Source organism: Algibacter sp. 2305UL17-15, from assembly GCF_040720935.1.
In the GTDB taxonomy this organism is placed as follows: domain Bacteria; phylum Bacteroidota; class Bacteroidia; order Flavobacteriales; family Flavobacteriaceae; genus Jejuia.
In genome coordinates, this window is sequence record NZ_JBFDAE010000003.1 from 205,560 (window position 1) to 218,532 (window position 12,973).

The 12,973-nt window shown below is 35.1% G+C and carries 26 protein-coding genes; all 26 read left to right on the plus strand.

The genetic code is table 11. From position 1 onward, the window contains the following. Positions 1-2 precede the first annotated feature (2 nt). The 26 genes from rplW (at position 3) to rplQ (ending at position 12,964) form a co-directional block, all read left to right on the plus strand. Complete coding sequence (gene rplW / locus ABXQ82_RS04510; protein ID WP_367055506.1) at positions 3-293, plus strand: 50S ribosomal protein L23; 291 nt, start codon at positions 3-5, stop codon at positions 291-293. A 10-nt stretch (positions 294-303) separates the two neighbouring features. Then, positions 304-1,131, plus strand: a complete 828-nt coding sequence (gene rplB / locus ABXQ82_RS04515; RefSeq protein WP_367055509.1) for a 50S ribosomal protein L2 — start codon at positions 304-306, stop codon at positions 1,129-1,131. A gap of 3 nt (positions 1,132-1,134) precedes the next feature. After that, entirely contained in the window at positions 1,135-1,413 is a 279-nt protein-coding gene (gene rpsS, locus ABXQ82_RS04520; RefSeq protein WP_034043300.1) for a 30S ribosomal protein S19, read from the plus strand. 6 nt (positions 1,414-1,419) lie between these two features. Then, a complete protein-coding gene (gene rplV / locus ABXQ82_RS04525; protein ID WP_367055513.1) occupies positions 1,420-1,827 on the plus strand; it encodes a 50S ribosomal protein L22 in 408 nt (135 codons plus the stop codon). 7 nt (positions 1,828-1,834) lie between these two features. Then, the gene (rpsC, locus tag ABXQ82_RS04530; RefSeq protein ID WP_367055516.1) at positions 1,835-2,557 is read left to right on the plus strand and encodes a 30S ribosomal protein S3; all 723 of its coding nucleotides are present in this window, start codon (positions 1,835-1,837) and stop codon (positions 2,555-2,557) included. A gap of 21 nt (positions 2,558-2,578) precedes the next feature. Further along, positions 2,579-2,998, plus strand: coding sequence for a 50S ribosomal protein L16 (gene rplP / locus ABXQ82_RS04535; protein WP_367055519.1), 420 nt, complete (start codon positions 2,579-2,581; stop codon positions 2,996-2,998). Between the two features lie 12 nt (positions 2,999-3,010). After that, positions 3,011-3,202, plus strand: a complete 192-nt coding sequence (rpmC, locus tag ABXQ82_RS04540) for a 50S ribosomal protein L29 (RefSeq protein WP_367055884.1) — start codon at positions 3,011-3,013, stop codon at positions 3,200-3,202. An 11-nt stretch (positions 3,203-3,213) separates the two neighbouring features. Beyond that, the gene (rpsQ, locus tag ABXQ82_RS04545) at positions 3,214-3,471 is read left to right on the plus strand and encodes a 30S ribosomal protein S17 (protein ID WP_367055522.1); all 258 of its coding nucleotides are present in this window, start codon (positions 3,214-3,216) and stop codon (positions 3,469-3,471) included. 2 nt (positions 3,472-3,473) lie between these two features. Then, positions 3,474-3,842: a 50S ribosomal protein L14 gene (gene rplN, locus ABXQ82_RS04550; protein ID WP_367055525.1), complete on the plus strand. Its 369-nt coding sequence runs from the start codon at positions 3,474-3,476 to the stop codon at positions 3,840-3,842. Positions 3,843-3,902: 60 nt separating this feature from the next. Continuing rightward, entirely contained in the window at positions 3,903-4,214 is a 312-nt protein-coding gene (gene rplX, locus ABXQ82_RS04555) for a 50S ribosomal protein L24 (RefSeq protein ID WP_367055528.1), read from the plus strand. Beyond that, the gene (rplE, locus tag ABXQ82_RS04560) at positions 4,214-4,765 is read left to right on the plus strand and encodes a 50S ribosomal protein L5 (protein WP_367055531.1); all 552 of its coding nucleotides are present in this window, start codon (positions 4,214-4,216) and stop codon (positions 4,763-4,765) included. The genes rplX and rplE overlap by 1 nt, the downstream gene beginning before the upstream one ends. Positions 4,766-4,768: 3 nt before the next feature. After that, positions 4,769-5,038 carry a 30S ribosomal protein S14 gene (rpsN, locus tag ABXQ82_RS04565; RefSeq protein WP_069831950.1) on the plus strand — a complete coding sequence of 90 codons (270 nt, stop codon included), beginning with the start codon at positions 4,769-4,771 and terminating at the stop codon, positions 5,036-5,038. A 148-nt stretch (positions 5,039-5,186) separates the two neighbouring features. Continuing rightward, complete coding sequence (gene rpsH / locus ABXQ82_RS04570) at positions 5,187-5,585, plus strand: 30S ribosomal protein S8 (protein ID WP_367055535.1); 399 nt, start codon at positions 5,187-5,189, stop codon at positions 5,583-5,585. Positions 5,586-5,603: 18 nt separating this feature from the next. After that, the gene (rplF, locus tag ABXQ82_RS04575; protein WP_367055538.1) at positions 5,604-6,146 is read left to right on the plus strand and encodes a 50S ribosomal protein L6; all 543 of its coding nucleotides are present in this window, start codon (positions 5,604-5,606) and stop codon (positions 6,144-6,146) included. A 10-nt stretch (positions 6,147-6,156) separates the two neighbouring features. After that, positions 6,157-6,513, plus strand: a complete 357-nt coding sequence (gene rplR / locus ABXQ82_RS04580) for a 50S ribosomal protein L18 (protein ID WP_367055541.1) — start codon at positions 6,157-6,159, stop codon at positions 6,511-6,513. 6 nt (positions 6,514-6,519) lie between these two features. Further along, the gene (gene rpsE, locus ABXQ82_RS04585) at positions 6,520-7,044 is read left to right on the plus strand and encodes a 30S ribosomal protein S5 (RefSeq protein ID WP_367055543.1); all 525 of its coding nucleotides are present in this window, start codon (positions 6,520-6,522) and stop codon (positions 7,042-7,044) included. A 12-nt stretch (positions 7,045-7,056) separates the two neighbouring features. After that, the gene (rpmD, locus tag ABXQ82_RS04590) at positions 7,057-7,236 is read left to right on the plus strand and encodes a 50S ribosomal protein L30 (protein WP_367055545.1); all 180 of its coding nucleotides are present in this window, start codon (positions 7,057-7,059) and stop codon (positions 7,234-7,236) included. 14 nt (positions 7,237-7,250) lie between these two features. Further along, the gene (rplO, locus tag ABXQ82_RS04595) at positions 7,251-7,703 is read left to right on the plus strand and encodes a 50S ribosomal protein L15 (protein WP_367055548.1); all 453 of its coding nucleotides are present in this window, start codon (positions 7,251-7,253) and stop codon (positions 7,701-7,703) included. 14 nt (positions 7,704-7,717) lie between these two features. After that, positions 7,718-9,070: a preprotein translocase subunit SecY gene (gene secY, locus ABXQ82_RS04600; RefSeq protein ID WP_367055551.1), complete on the plus strand. Its 1,353-nt coding sequence runs from the start codon at positions 7,718-7,720 to the stop codon at positions 9,068-9,070. A 102-nt stretch (positions 9,071-9,172) separates the two neighbouring features. Further along, positions 9,173-9,388 (plus strand): translation initiation factor IF-1, encoded by a 216-nt coding sequence (gene infA / locus ABXQ82_RS04605; RefSeq protein WP_007094967.1) that lies wholly within the window; start codon positions 9,173-9,175, stop codon positions 9,386-9,388. A 92-nt stretch (positions 9,389-9,480) separates the two neighbouring features. Continuing rightward, entirely contained in the window at positions 9,481-9,597 is a 117-nt protein-coding gene (gene ykgO, locus ABXQ82_RS04610) for a type B 50S ribosomal protein L36 (protein WP_013305171.1), read from the plus strand. Positions 9,598-9,600: 3 nt separating this feature from the next. Beyond that, positions 9,601-9,975 carry a 30S ribosomal protein S13 gene (rpsM, locus tag ABXQ82_RS04615; protein ID WP_367055556.1) on the plus strand — a complete coding sequence of 125 codons (375 nt, stop codon included), beginning with the start codon at positions 9,601-9,603 and terminating at the stop codon, positions 9,973-9,975. A gap of 100 nt (positions 9,976-10,075) precedes the next feature. Continuing rightward, entirely contained in the window at positions 10,076-10,459 is a 384-nt protein-coding gene (gene rpsK, locus ABXQ82_RS04620) for a 30S ribosomal protein S11 (protein ID WP_367055559.1), read from the plus strand. 156 nt (positions 10,460-10,615) lie between these two features. Further along, entirely contained in the window at positions 10,616-11,221 is a 606-nt protein-coding gene (gene rpsD / locus ABXQ82_RS04625) for a 30S ribosomal protein S4 (RefSeq protein ID WP_367055562.1), read from the plus strand. Between the two features lie 95 nt (positions 11,222-11,316). Next, positions 11,317-12,309 (plus strand): DNA-directed RNA polymerase subunit alpha, encoded by a 993-nt coding sequence (locus ABXQ82_RS04630; RefSeq protein ID WP_367055565.1) that lies wholly within the window; start codon positions 11,317-11,319, stop codon positions 12,307-12,309. Positions 12,310-12,490: 181 nt separating this feature from the next. Next, a complete protein-coding gene (rplQ, locus tag ABXQ82_RS04635; RefSeq protein ID WP_367055568.1) occupies positions 12,491-12,964 on the plus strand; it encodes a 50S ribosomal protein L17 in 474 nt (157 codons plus the stop codon). The last annotated feature ends 9 nt before the right edge of the window (positions 12,965-12,973 follow it).

The following is a 12,973-nucleotide window of genomic DNA, read 5'->3' on the forward strand; positions in this document are numbered from 1 at the left end:
AGATGAGTATCTTAATTAAACCTATAATCACAGAAAAAGCGACAGCGGATAGCGAGTTGAGAAACTGCTATACCTTCTCGGTGAAGACTAAGGCGAACAAGGTAGAAATCAAAAAAGCGGTGGAAGCTGCTTATGGCGTTTCTGTTGAAAAAGTTCGTACTATAAATGTCCGTCCAGATAGAAGTACCAAGCATACAAAAACTGGTATTCAACATGGTAAAACAAATGCTGTTAAAAAAGCAATTGTACAACTGGCGGAAGGTGAAATGATTGATTTATACAGTAACATGTAATTAAAGACAGATGTCAGTAAGAAAATTAAAACCAATCACACCAGGACAGCGATTTAGAGTAGTAAATGGTTATGATGCCATTACTACTGATAAGCCGGAAAAGAGTTTACTCGTTCCGAATAAAAGGTCTGGTGGTAGAAACAGTGAAGGAAAAATGACCATGCGCTATATAGGTGGAGGTCATAAAAGGAAATATCGTATTATCGATTTTAAAAGGGATAAAACTGGGATTCCTGGTGAAGTTGCTTCAATTCAATACGATCCAAACAGAACAGCTTTTATCGCATTATTGAATTACCAAGATGGCGAGAAAAGATACATTATTGCACAAAATGGACTTCAGGTTGGGCAAAATGTAGTGTCTGGCTCAGAAGGTGTTGCTCCAGAAATTGGAAACGCAATGCCATTAAGTGAAATTCCATTAGGAACCATTATTTCTTGTGTAGAATTACGTCCAGGTCAAGGTGCTGTTATGGCACGTAGTGCTGGTGCTTTTGCTCAGTTAATGGCAAGAGAGGGTAAATTCGCTACGGTTAAGTTACCTTCAGGAGAAACAAGATTAATTCTTGCAAACTGTATGGCTACTATAGGTGTAGTTTCTAACTCAGATCATCAATTATTAGTTGGTGGTAAAGCAGGTAGAACAAGATGGTTAGGAAGAAGACCACGTACTAGACCAGTAGTAATGAATCCAGTTGATCATCCAATGGGTGGTGGTGAAGGTAAATCTTCAGGTGGACATCCACGTTCTAGAAACGGTATTCCTGCTAAAGGATTTAGAACCCGTTCTAAAACAAAGTCGAGTAACAAATATATTGTAGAACGTAGAAAGAAATAAGACATGGCAAGATCATTAAAAAAGGGACCATACGTTCATTATAAGTTAGAAAAGAAAGTAGCTGTTAATGTTGAAAACAACAAAAAAACAGTAATCAAAACCTGGTCTAGAGCTAGCATGATTACTCCAGATTTTGTAGGACAAACAATAGCAGTACACAATGGCCGTCAATTTGTACCAGTTTATGTAACTGAGAACATGGTAGGACATAAATTAGGAGAATTTTCACCAACACGTTCATTTCGTGGGCATGCAGGTGCTAAAAATAAGGGTAAAAAGTAGTAAGCTATGGGAAGTCGTAAAAAACAAATGGCAGACGCTATTAAGGAAGCAAAAAAACACGTTGCTTTTGCAAAACTTAATAACTGTCCTACGTCACCGAGAAAAATGCGTTTAGTAGCCGATTTAGTAAGAGGTGAAAAAGTAGAACATGCACTTAATATCTTGAAATTCAATTCGAAAGAGGCATCTGGTCGTTTAGAGAAATTGTTATTGTCTGCAATTGCAAACTGGCAAGCTAAAAACGAAGACGCTGATATTGAGTCTGCTGAATTGATTGTAAAAGAGATTAGAGTTGATGGCGGATCTATGTTAAAGAGATTACGTCCAGCACCTCAAGGCCGTGCACACAGAATTAGAAAACGTTCTAACCATGTAACATTAGTGGTTGGTGCTAACAATAACACACAAGCTTAATTAGAGTATGGGACAAAAAACAAATCCAATCGGGAATCGCTTAGGAATTATCAGAGGATGGGAATCTAACTGGTACGGAGGAAACGATTATGGTGATAAGCTAGCCGAAGACGATAAAATTAGAAAGTACGTTCATGTACGTTTAGCAAAAGCTAGTGTAAGTAGAGTAATTATCGAAAGAACTCTTAAACTTGTAACCGTTACTATCACAACGGCTCGCCCAGGTATCATTATTGGTAAAGGCGGTCAAGAGGTAGACAAGTTAAAAGAAGAACTTAAGAAAATTACTGGAAAAGAAGTTCAGATTAACATCTTTGAAATTAAGAGACCTGAACTTGATGCATTTTTAGTAGGATCAAGCATCGCTCGTCAAATTGAAAATAGAATTTCATACAGACGTGCAATCAAGATGGCTATCGCTGCTACAATGCGAATGAATGCCGAAGGAATTAAAATCCAAATTAGTGGTCGTTTAAATGGTGCTGAAATGGCACGTTCTGAACACTACAAAGAAGGACGTATTCCTTTATCAACCTTTAGAGCCGATATTGATTATGCTTTAGTTGAGGCACACACTACTTATGGTAGATTGGGTGTAAAAGTATGGATTATGAAAGGTGAAGTATATGGTAAAAGAGAGCTTTCTCCGCTAGTTGGTTTATCCAAAAAGCAAGGAAAAGGTGGAAGAGGCGGAAGAGACAATAAAAGTCAACCTCGTCGTAGAAAGTAATTTTTTATAAAGTAAAGAAAAATGTTACAGCCTAAAAGAACAAAATTTCGTAAACAGCAAAAAGGACGTATGAAAGGGAATGCCGGAAGAGGCCATCAACTTTCAAGTGGAACTTTTGGTATAAAATCATTAGACTCGAACTTTTTAACATCGCGTCAAATAGAAGCTGCACGTATTGCCGCTACTCGTTACATGAAAAGAGAAGGACAACTTTGGATTAAAATATTTCCAGACAAGCCTATTACAAAGAAACCTCTTGAAGTACGTATGGGTAAAGGTAAAGGTGCTGTAGAATATTGGGCGGCCGTTGTTAAACCAGGACGTGTTTTATTTGAAGTTGGAGGCGTGCCTTTAGACATTGCTCAAGAAGCATTGCGTTTAGCAGCTCAAAAATTGCCAGTTAAAACTAAGTTTATAATTGCTAGAGATTACGAAGCATAATAATTTAAGATGATGAAACAATCAGAAATTAAAGAATTATCTGTAGCTGAGTTACAAGAAAAACTTGGTGAAACTAAAAAGAGCTATTCAGACCTTAAATTGTCTCATGCAATATCTCCTTTAGAAAATCCAATTCAGTTACGTGCGCTAAGACGTGGTGTGGCAAGGATTGCGACGGAATTAACTAAAAGAGAACTACAATAATTCTGCTGAAAATGGAAACAAGAAATTTAAGAAAAGAACGAATAGGAGTTGTTACTAGTAACAAAATGCAAAAATCAATTGTAGTTGCTGAAGTAAAAAAAGTAAAGCATCCTATGTATGGTAAGTTCGTGTTAAAAACAAAGAAATATGTTGCGCACGACGAGCAAAATGACTGCAACGAAGGAGATACTGTAAGAATCATGGAAACACGACCTTTAAGTAAATCTAAATGTTGGAGATTAGTTGAAATAATTGAAAGAGCTAAATAATTATGGTACAACAAGAATCAAGATTAAAAGTAGCTGATAATACTGGTGCAAAGGAGGTTTTAACTATCCGTGTATTAGGTGGAACTAAAAGAAGATATGCTTCTGTAGGAGACAAAATTGTTGTTTCTGTAAAAGATGCTACACCAAATGGAAACATTAAAAAAGGTGCAGTTTCTACAGCAGTAGTTGTTCGTACTAAGAAAGAAGTAAGACGTCCAGACGGATCTTATATAAGATTTGATGATAATGCTTGTGTTTTATTGAACCCTACGGGTGAAATGAGAGGTACACGTGTATTTGGACCGGTTGCTAGGGAGCTTCGTGATAAGTCATTCATGAAGATTGTATCATTAGCACCAGAGGTGCTGTAAAAACGTCGTTGGGACGTAGCATGCTACGTATTTATAACGTTGCAACAAAAAAGCAATAAGATGAAAAAGCTTAAAATAAAAACTGGAGATACTGTAAAGGTAATTGCTGGAGACCATAAAGGATCTGAAGGTAAAGTACAAAAGGTATTGATAGAAAAGAACAAAGCGATTGTTGAGGGTGTAAACATGGTGAAGAAACATACTAAACCAAGTGCACAAAATCCTCAAGGAGGAATCGTAGAAAAAGAAGCAGCTATTCAGATTTCAAACTTGTCATTGTTAACTTCAAAAGGAGAAACAACAAGAGTTGGATACAGAATGGAAGGCGATAAGAAAGTAAGATTTTCAGTAAAATCTAATGAAGTAATATAATGGCATATTCACCGAGACTTAAAGAAGAGTATAAAAGCAAAGTAATTGCAGCTCTTACAGACGAATTTGGATATAAGAATGTAATGCAAGTTCCTAAACTACAAAAGATAGTAATATCTAAAGGTGTTGGAGCAGCAGTTGCAGACAAGAAGTTAATTGACTACGCATTGGAGGAAGTAACTGCAATATCTGGACAAAAAGCAATAGCTACATTATCTAAAAAAGATGTAGCAACTTTTAAATTACGTAAAGGAATGCCAATCGGTGTTAAAGTTACTTTACGTGGTGAGAAAATGTATGAGTTTTTAGACCGTTTAGTAACCTCTGCACTACCACGTGTTAGAGATTTTAACGGCATAAAAGCTACAGGATTTGATGGAAGAGGCAATTACAGTTTAGGAGTTACTGAGCAAATTATATTTCCAGAGATTAACATTGATAAAGTGAACAAAATCTCAGGTATGGATATTACATTTGTAACTTCTGCTGATACCGATAAAGAAGCAAAATCATTATTAACTGAATTAGGGTTACCTTTTCAAAAGAACTAAGATATGGCTAAAGAATCAATGAAAGCCCGTGAGGTAAAGAGAGCTAAAACAGTAGCTAAGTATGCGGAGAAACGTAAAGCTTTAAAAGAAGCTGGCGATTATGATGCATTGCAAAAGTTACCAAAAAATGCTTCGCCAGTTCGTATGCATAACAGATGTAAATTAACAGGAAGACCTAAAGGGTATATGAGAACATTTGGGATTTCTCGTGTAACTTTTAGAGAAATGGCTAACCAAGGGTTAATACCTGGCGTTAGAAAAGCATCTTGGTAGATACGCGATTCATCGCATATCAACAAACGTGATTCATCGTATATCAACAAACGTGATTCATCGCGTTAATACAAAAAAAGAATTATAAATTGGTAGAAGGTTTAATCCGAGAGACGGCATTGAAAACCACCACCGCAAATTAATAAATATGTATTCAGATCCAATAGCGGATTATCTAACTAGAGTTAGAAATGCAATTAGAGCTAACCACAGAGTGGTTGAGATTCCTGCATCTAACTTAAAGAAAGACATTACTAAAATATTATTCGAGCAAGGATATATTTTAAGCTACAAGTTCGACGATTCTTCTGTACAAGGAACTATTAAAATAGCCCTTAAGTACAACAAAGAAACAAAAGAGCCTGTAATCAAAAAAATTCAACGTATTAGTACACCAGGTTTACGTAGGTATGCTGGAGCTAAAGAACTACCTAGAGTACTTAATGGTCTTGGTATTGCCATCGTTTCTACTTCTCATGGAGTAATGACGGGTAAGCAAGCTACAAGAGACAATGTAGGTGGTGAAGTATTATGTTACGTTTACTAATATAAAAGCCAGAAAGAAATGTCAAGAATAGGAAATAATCCAGTAGCCATTCCAGAAGGTGTAACAGTAGATGTTAAAGATGGTGTTGTTACTGTTAAAGGTAAATTAGGGGAGTTAACACAAAATTACGACTCTGTTGAAATAAAATTAGAAGACGGTAACATTATGGTTACACGTTCTTCTGATACTAAAGATCAAAAAGCTAAACATGGTTTATACAGATCTTTAATGCACAATATGATTGAAGGTGTATCTAAAGGATGGACAAAAGAATTAGAATTGGTTGGTGTTGGTTATAGAGCATCAAATCAAGGTCAGAAATTAGATTTAGCCTTAGGATTTTCCCATAACATTGTTTTGAATGTAGCTCCAGAAGTGAAAATTGAAACGATTTCAGAGAAAGGTAAGAACCCGATCATTAAATTAACTTCATTTGACAAACAACTAGTTGGTCAAGTAGCAGCTAAAATACGTGGTTTCCGTAAGCCAGAACCTTACAAAGGAAAAGGAATTAAGTTTGTAGGTGAAGAATTAAGAAGAAAAGCAGGTAAATCAGCTTAATAATTGAGTTATGATATTAACAAAGAATCAAAGAAGATTAAGAATAAAAAGCAGAATTAGAAAGATAGTTTCTGGAACAGAAACTAGACCAAGATTAACTGTTTTTAGAAGTAATAAAGAGATCTATGCTCAAATAGTCGATGATGTTAATGGAAAAACCATTAGTGCCGCATCTTCAAGAGATAAAGATATAGCTAAGTCTAAAGGCAATAAAACAGAACTTGCTAATTTGGTAGGAAAGGCTGTTGCAGAAAAAGCTTTAAAAGCTGGTGTTGAAACTATTGCTTTTGATAGAGGAGGGTATTTATACCATGGTAGAGTAAAATCATTAGCAGAAGGTGCTAGAGAAGCAGGACTTAAATTCTAAGAAATTATGTTTAAAAAATATAAAAGTGCAGAATTAGTAAAACCAGGTGGATTAGATCTTAAAGATCGTTTAGTTGGTGTACAGAGAGTTACAAAAGTAACTAAAGGTGGTAGAGCATTTGGTTTTTCAGCAATCGTAGTGGTTGGAGATGAAGCTGGTGTTGTAGGTCAGGGTTTAGGAAAATCTAAAGATGTAGCTAGTGCAATTGCAAAGGCTGTTGAAGATGCTAAGAAAAACCTTGTACGTATTCCTATTAGAAAAGGAACATTGCCACATGAGCAAAAAGGTAAATACGGTGGTGCAAGAGTAAATATTATTCCTGCAGCTCCTGGTACTGGTGTTATTGCTGGTGGTGCCGTTAGAACGGTACTTGAAGCAGTTGGTGTACATGATGTATTGTCAAAATCTCAAGGGTCTTCTAACCCTCACAATGTAGTAAAAGCAACTTTTGATGCTTTATTACAATTAAGAGATGCAAACGCTATTGCAAGAGACCGAGGTATTTCACTTGAAAAAGTTTTTAACGCTTAATAACTATCAACGATGGCAAAAATCAAAGTAAAAAAAGTTAAGAGCGCAATCAATCGTACGCAAAGACAAAAAAGAGTTTTAGAATCTTTAGGTCTTAAAAAGATTGGACAAGTAAAAGAGCACGAAGCTACACCAAACATTCTTGGTATGGTTGCTAAAGTTTCACATTTAGTTTCTGTTGAAGAAGCTTAAAATATAAACTGAAAATGGATTTAAGTAATTTAAAACCTGCAGAAGGTTCAAATAAAAACCAAGGAAAGAGAATAGGTAGAGGACAAGGTTCTGGTAAAGGTGGTACTGCGACTCGTGGTCACAAAGGCGCTAAGTCGCGTTCTGGTTATTCTAAGAAATTAGGATTTGAAGGTGGGCAAATGCCACTTCAAAGACGTGTACCTAAATTTGGTTTTACTAATATTAACCGTGTAGAATATCAAGCTATAAACTTGGATGCGTTACAAGCGTTAGTAGATGATAAAAAAGTAAAAGATACGGTAGATTTCGAAACTTTATTTTCTAATGGATTGGCTGGGAAAGATGACTTGGTTAAAGTATTGGGAAGAGGAGAATTAAAAGCGAAATTAAAAGTATCTGCTCACAAATTTTCTGTTTCAGCAAAAGCTGCAATTGAAGCTGCTGGTGGAGAAGCAATAACTTTATAAGATTATATTAACTTATGAAATTTATAGAATCAATAAAGAATGTTTGGAAAATTGAGGAACTAAGAAACAGAATCATAGTAACATTGGGTCTGTTGTTAGTTTATCGATTTGGTGCGCAGGTTGTATTACCAGGAATTGATGCTTCTCAATTGGGAGGAATTGCTGATAAAACAAGTGGAGGTCTATTAGGTTTACTTAATGCTTTTACTGGTGGTGCATTTGCAAACGCTTCGGTTTTTGCACTGGGTATCATGCCATACATTTCGGCTTCTATTGTTGTACAGTTAATGGGTATTGCGATTCCTTATTTACAGAAGTTACAAAAAGAAGGCGCTAGTGGACAAAAGAAAATTACTCAAATTACACGTTGGTTAACAATAGGTATTTGTTTGGTGCAAGCACCAGGGTATTTGGCAAGTTTACCTGCATTGGGTATTCCACAATCGGCTTTTTTATTAGGAACAGGAGGATTGTTTTATTTTTCTTCTATAGTCATCTTAGTAACTGGGTGTATATTTGCAATGTGGTTAGGTGAAAAAATTACCGATAAAGGTATTGGTAATGGTATTTCATTATTAATTATGGTAGGAATCATTGCTACTTTACCGCAATCTTTTGTACAGGAGTATGCTGCTAGGGTAACACAATCTAACGGTGGTTTAATTATGATTTTAATTGAACTTGTAGTTTGGTTTGTTATCATTCTTTTATCAATTATGTTAGTAATGGCAGTACGGAAAATAGCTGTACAGTATGCAAGAAGAACGGCATCTGGAGGTTATGAAAAAGCCGCAGCAGCCGGATCTAGACAATACATCCCATTAAAATTGAATGCGTCTGGAGTAATGCCAATTATATTTGCACAAGCAATTATGTTTGTTCCTGGTCTAATAGGTGGATCAGCTTTCTTGAAGGATACTTCTGCTGGACAATGGATGCAAACTAACTTTGCTGATATGTTTGGGTTTTGGTATAACTTGATATTTGCTTTATTGATTATTGTTTTTACATATTTCTATACGGCAATTACAGTACCTACCAATAAAATGGCAGACGATTTAAAACGTAGTGGTGGTTTTATCCCTGGTATTCGTCCAGGTTCTGAAACCTCTGAATATCTAGATAAAATAATGTCTCAAATTACCTTACCGGGTTCTATCTTTTTAGCATTAATCGCTATTTTTCCAGCGTTTATTGTGAAGTTGATGAACGTGCAAGCAGGTTGGGCATTGTTCTTTGGAGGAACATCACTATTAATTATGGTTGGGGTAGCAATCGATACTATGCAACAGATAAACTCTTATTTGTTGAATAGACATTATGATGGCTTGATGAAAACAGGTAAAAATAGAAAAGCAGTAGCTTAAAATTAGATAGATAGTAAACAGTCATTAGATATTAGAAAAAATAGAGGATAAAAATAAGTATAGAGTTCTAAAAGCTAACGACCAAGAACTAAAAACTAAAATATGGCAAAACAAGCAGCAATAGAACAAGACGGAACGATTATAGAAGCATTATCAAATGCTATGTTTCGTGTAGAATTAGAAAATGGTCACATTGTGACGGCACATATTTCTGGTAAAATGCGTATGCATTACATAAAATTATTACCAGGTGATAAGGTGAAATTAGAAATGAGTCCTTATGATTTAACTAAGGCTCGTATAACTTATAGATATTAAAAATTCAAGATTCAAGATTCAAAGTTTAAAGTTTAAAGTTAAACCGAACTTGAATTTTGAATCTTGAATCTTGAATTTAAAACTGAATAAAGATGAAAGTAAGAGCATCAGTTAAAAAAAGAAGTGCAGATTGTAAAATCGTACGTAGAAAAGGTAGACTTTACGTGATAAACAAAAAGAATCCTAGATTTAAACAAAGACAAGGGTAAATTATGGCAAGAATTGCAGGTGTTGACATACCAAAACAAAAGAGAGGCGCTATCTCTTTAACTTATATCTTCGGAATAGGTCAAAGTAGAGCCAAAGAGATTTTAGCAGCAGCTAAAGTAAACGAAAACACTAAAGTACAAGATTGGACAGACGACGAAATCGGAGCGATCCGTGAGGCTGTTGGAACTTATACTATTGAGGGTGAGTTACGTTCTGAAACACAATTAAACATCAAACGTTTGATGGATATTGGATGTTACAGAGGTATTCGTCATAGAGCTGGTCTTCCGTTAAGAGGACAACGTACTAAAAACAACTCTAGAACGAGAAAAGGTAGAAGAAAAACTGTTGCTAACAAGAAAAAAGCAACGAAGTAAAATATAGTCTTTAGTCTTTAGACGTTGGAAAGAATCTGTTTGAAATTTATACGGTTTAGGATTCTAGCGACTATTAACTAATAACTAAAAGCTAAAAAATATGGCAAAGTCAAGTACAAAGAAACGTAAAGTAATAGTAGATGCTGTTGGAGAAGCGCACGTAACTGCTTCATTCAATAACATTATCATTTCATTAACTAACAAAAAAGGCGATGTGATTTCATGGTCATCTGCTGGTAAAATGGGATTTAGAGGATCTAAGAAAAACACACCTTATGCTGCTCAATTAGCTGCTGAAGATGCTTCTGCGGTTGCAATCGAAGCTGGTTTAAAGAAAGTGAAAGTGTATGTTAAAGGTCCAGGTAACGGTAGGGAATCTGCTATCCGATCTATCCACAATGCAGGGATTGAAGTAACCGAAATTATTGATGTTACTCCATTACCACACAATGGATGTCGTCCTCCAAAACGAAGAAGAGTTTAACAATTCAGAATTCAGAATTTTGAATTCAAAATTAATATTAACAAGTATCAACGAGAGATTTACGATTATCGAAGGATAAGATTAAGACCTTAATTCATAATCGCTCTTAAGTAAAGACGTTGCATGCTACGTCTCAACCAAAAAAACAATAATAAAATGGCAAGATATACTGGTCCTAAAACTAAAATAGCTCGTAAATTTGGCGAAGCTATCTTCGGAGAAGATAAATCTTTTGAAAAAAGAAACTATCCTCCGGGACAACACGGAAACGCTAGACGTCGTGGAAAAAAATCTGAATACGCAATCCAATTAATGGAAAAGCAAAAAGCTAAATATACTTACGGTATTTTAGAGCGTCAATTTAGAGGATTATTTAAAAAGGCAAGAGCTGCTCAAGGTATTACTGGTGAAGTATTATTACAACTTTGTGAGTCTAGATTAGACAATGTGGTGTATAGAATGGGAATTTCTCCTTCTAGAAGTGGTGCGCGTCAATTAGTATCTCACAGACACATTACGGTTAACGGTGAAATCGTTAACATTCCTTCTTATTCTTTAAAAGCTGGAGATGTTGTTGCTGTTAGAGAAAAATCAAAATCTCTTGAAGCTATAGATAGATCATTAGCAAACTCAAGTCAAGTTTACGAATGGATTACTTGGAATAACGATACTAAGCAAGGAACTTATGTTTCTGTTCCTGCTAGAATTCAAATTCCAGAAAACATAAACGAACAATTCATCGTCGAATTATATTCTAAATAATAAATTAATCACATTGGTATTTGGCCAAAGGATTTATTAGACTTCTTCAAACTTTTAAATCGCGCAACCATATAACAATTAAAACGAAGAAAAACATGGCAGTATTTAATTTTCAGAAGCCCGATAAAGTAATCATGATTGATTCTACTGATTTCGAGGGTAAATTCGAATTCAGACCACTAGAACCAGGTTACGGACTAACAGTAGGAAATGCTTTAAGAAGAGTATTATTATCTTCTTTAGAAGGATTTGCAATTACATCGGTTAGAATTGAAGGTGTAGATCACGAATTTTCAGCAATCGCTGGCGTAGTAGAAGATGTAACTGAAATCATTTTAAATTTAAAACAAGTGCGTTTCAAAAGGCAAATTGAAGATATTGACAATGAGTCTATCTCAATTTCAATTTCGGGGCAAGAACAAATATTGGCGGGGGATTTTCAGAAGTTTATCTCTGGATTTCAAGTTTTAAATTCAGAATTAGTAATCTGTAATTTAGATCCTAAAGTGAGTTTCAACATGGAAATCACTATAGAAAAAGGTAGAGGATATGTACCAGCAGAGGAAAACAAAAAGCCTTCTGCGCCAATGGGAACTATTTTTACTGATTCTATTTACACACCTATAAAAAATGTTAAGTATAGCATTGAAAATTATCGTGTAGAACAGAAAACGGATTACGAAAAATTGGTTTTTGAAATCATTACAGATGGTTCAATCACGCCTCAAGATGCTTTAACTGAAGGTGCTAAAACGTTAATTCATCACTTTATGTTATTCTCTGATGAGCGTATCACTTTAGAAGCTGATGAAATTGCACAAACTGAAACTTATGATGAAGAATCACTTCATATGAGACAGTTGCTTAAAACGAAGTTAATCGATATGGATTTATCCGTTCGTGCATTGAACTGTTTAAAAGCTGCAGAGGTTGATACTCTAGGAGACTTAGTATCATTCAACAAAAATGATTTAATGAAGTTTCGTAACTTTGGTAAAAAATCTTTAACTGAGCTTGAAGAGCTTGTACATGTTAAAGGATTGAATTTCGGAATGGATTTAAGTAAATATAAATTAGATAAGGACTAACGATTTAAGATGTTAGACCTGCCTGCTGGCAGGCAGGTTTACGAATTACGATTTTCAAATCATAATTCAAAAACCGTAATTCAAAAATCGTCAATCGTAAATTAATAATAACCATCATATTTTGCTCTCTCTTCATCTAAAAGAAAAAGGGATTTGGTAGCAAGATGATAATTAGAAAGTCATGAGACACGGAAAAAAACACAATCACTTAGGGAGACAAACAGCCCACAGAAAAGCAATGCTGGCTAATATGGCCTGTTCTTTAATAGAGCATAAACGTATTAACACTACAGTTGCAAAAGCAAAAGCTTTAAGGCAATTTGTGGAGCCGCTCATTACAAAATCTAAAAATGATACTACACATAACAGACGTATTGTTTTTAGCCGTTTGAGACAAAAAGAAGTAGTTACTGAGTTATTCAGAGAGGTTGCTACTAAAATAGGTGATAGACCAGGAGGTTACACAAGAATTATTAAATTGGGTAATCGTTTAGGTGATAATGCAGATATGGCAATGATAGAGCTTGTTGATTACAACGAAATCTATAATGCTGATAAAGCTAAGAAGAAATCAACTAGAAGAAGTAGAAGAGGTGGTTCTAAACCTGCTGCTGTTGCTCCAGTTGAAACTCAAACATCAAACGAAGAAGAATAAATGTTAATA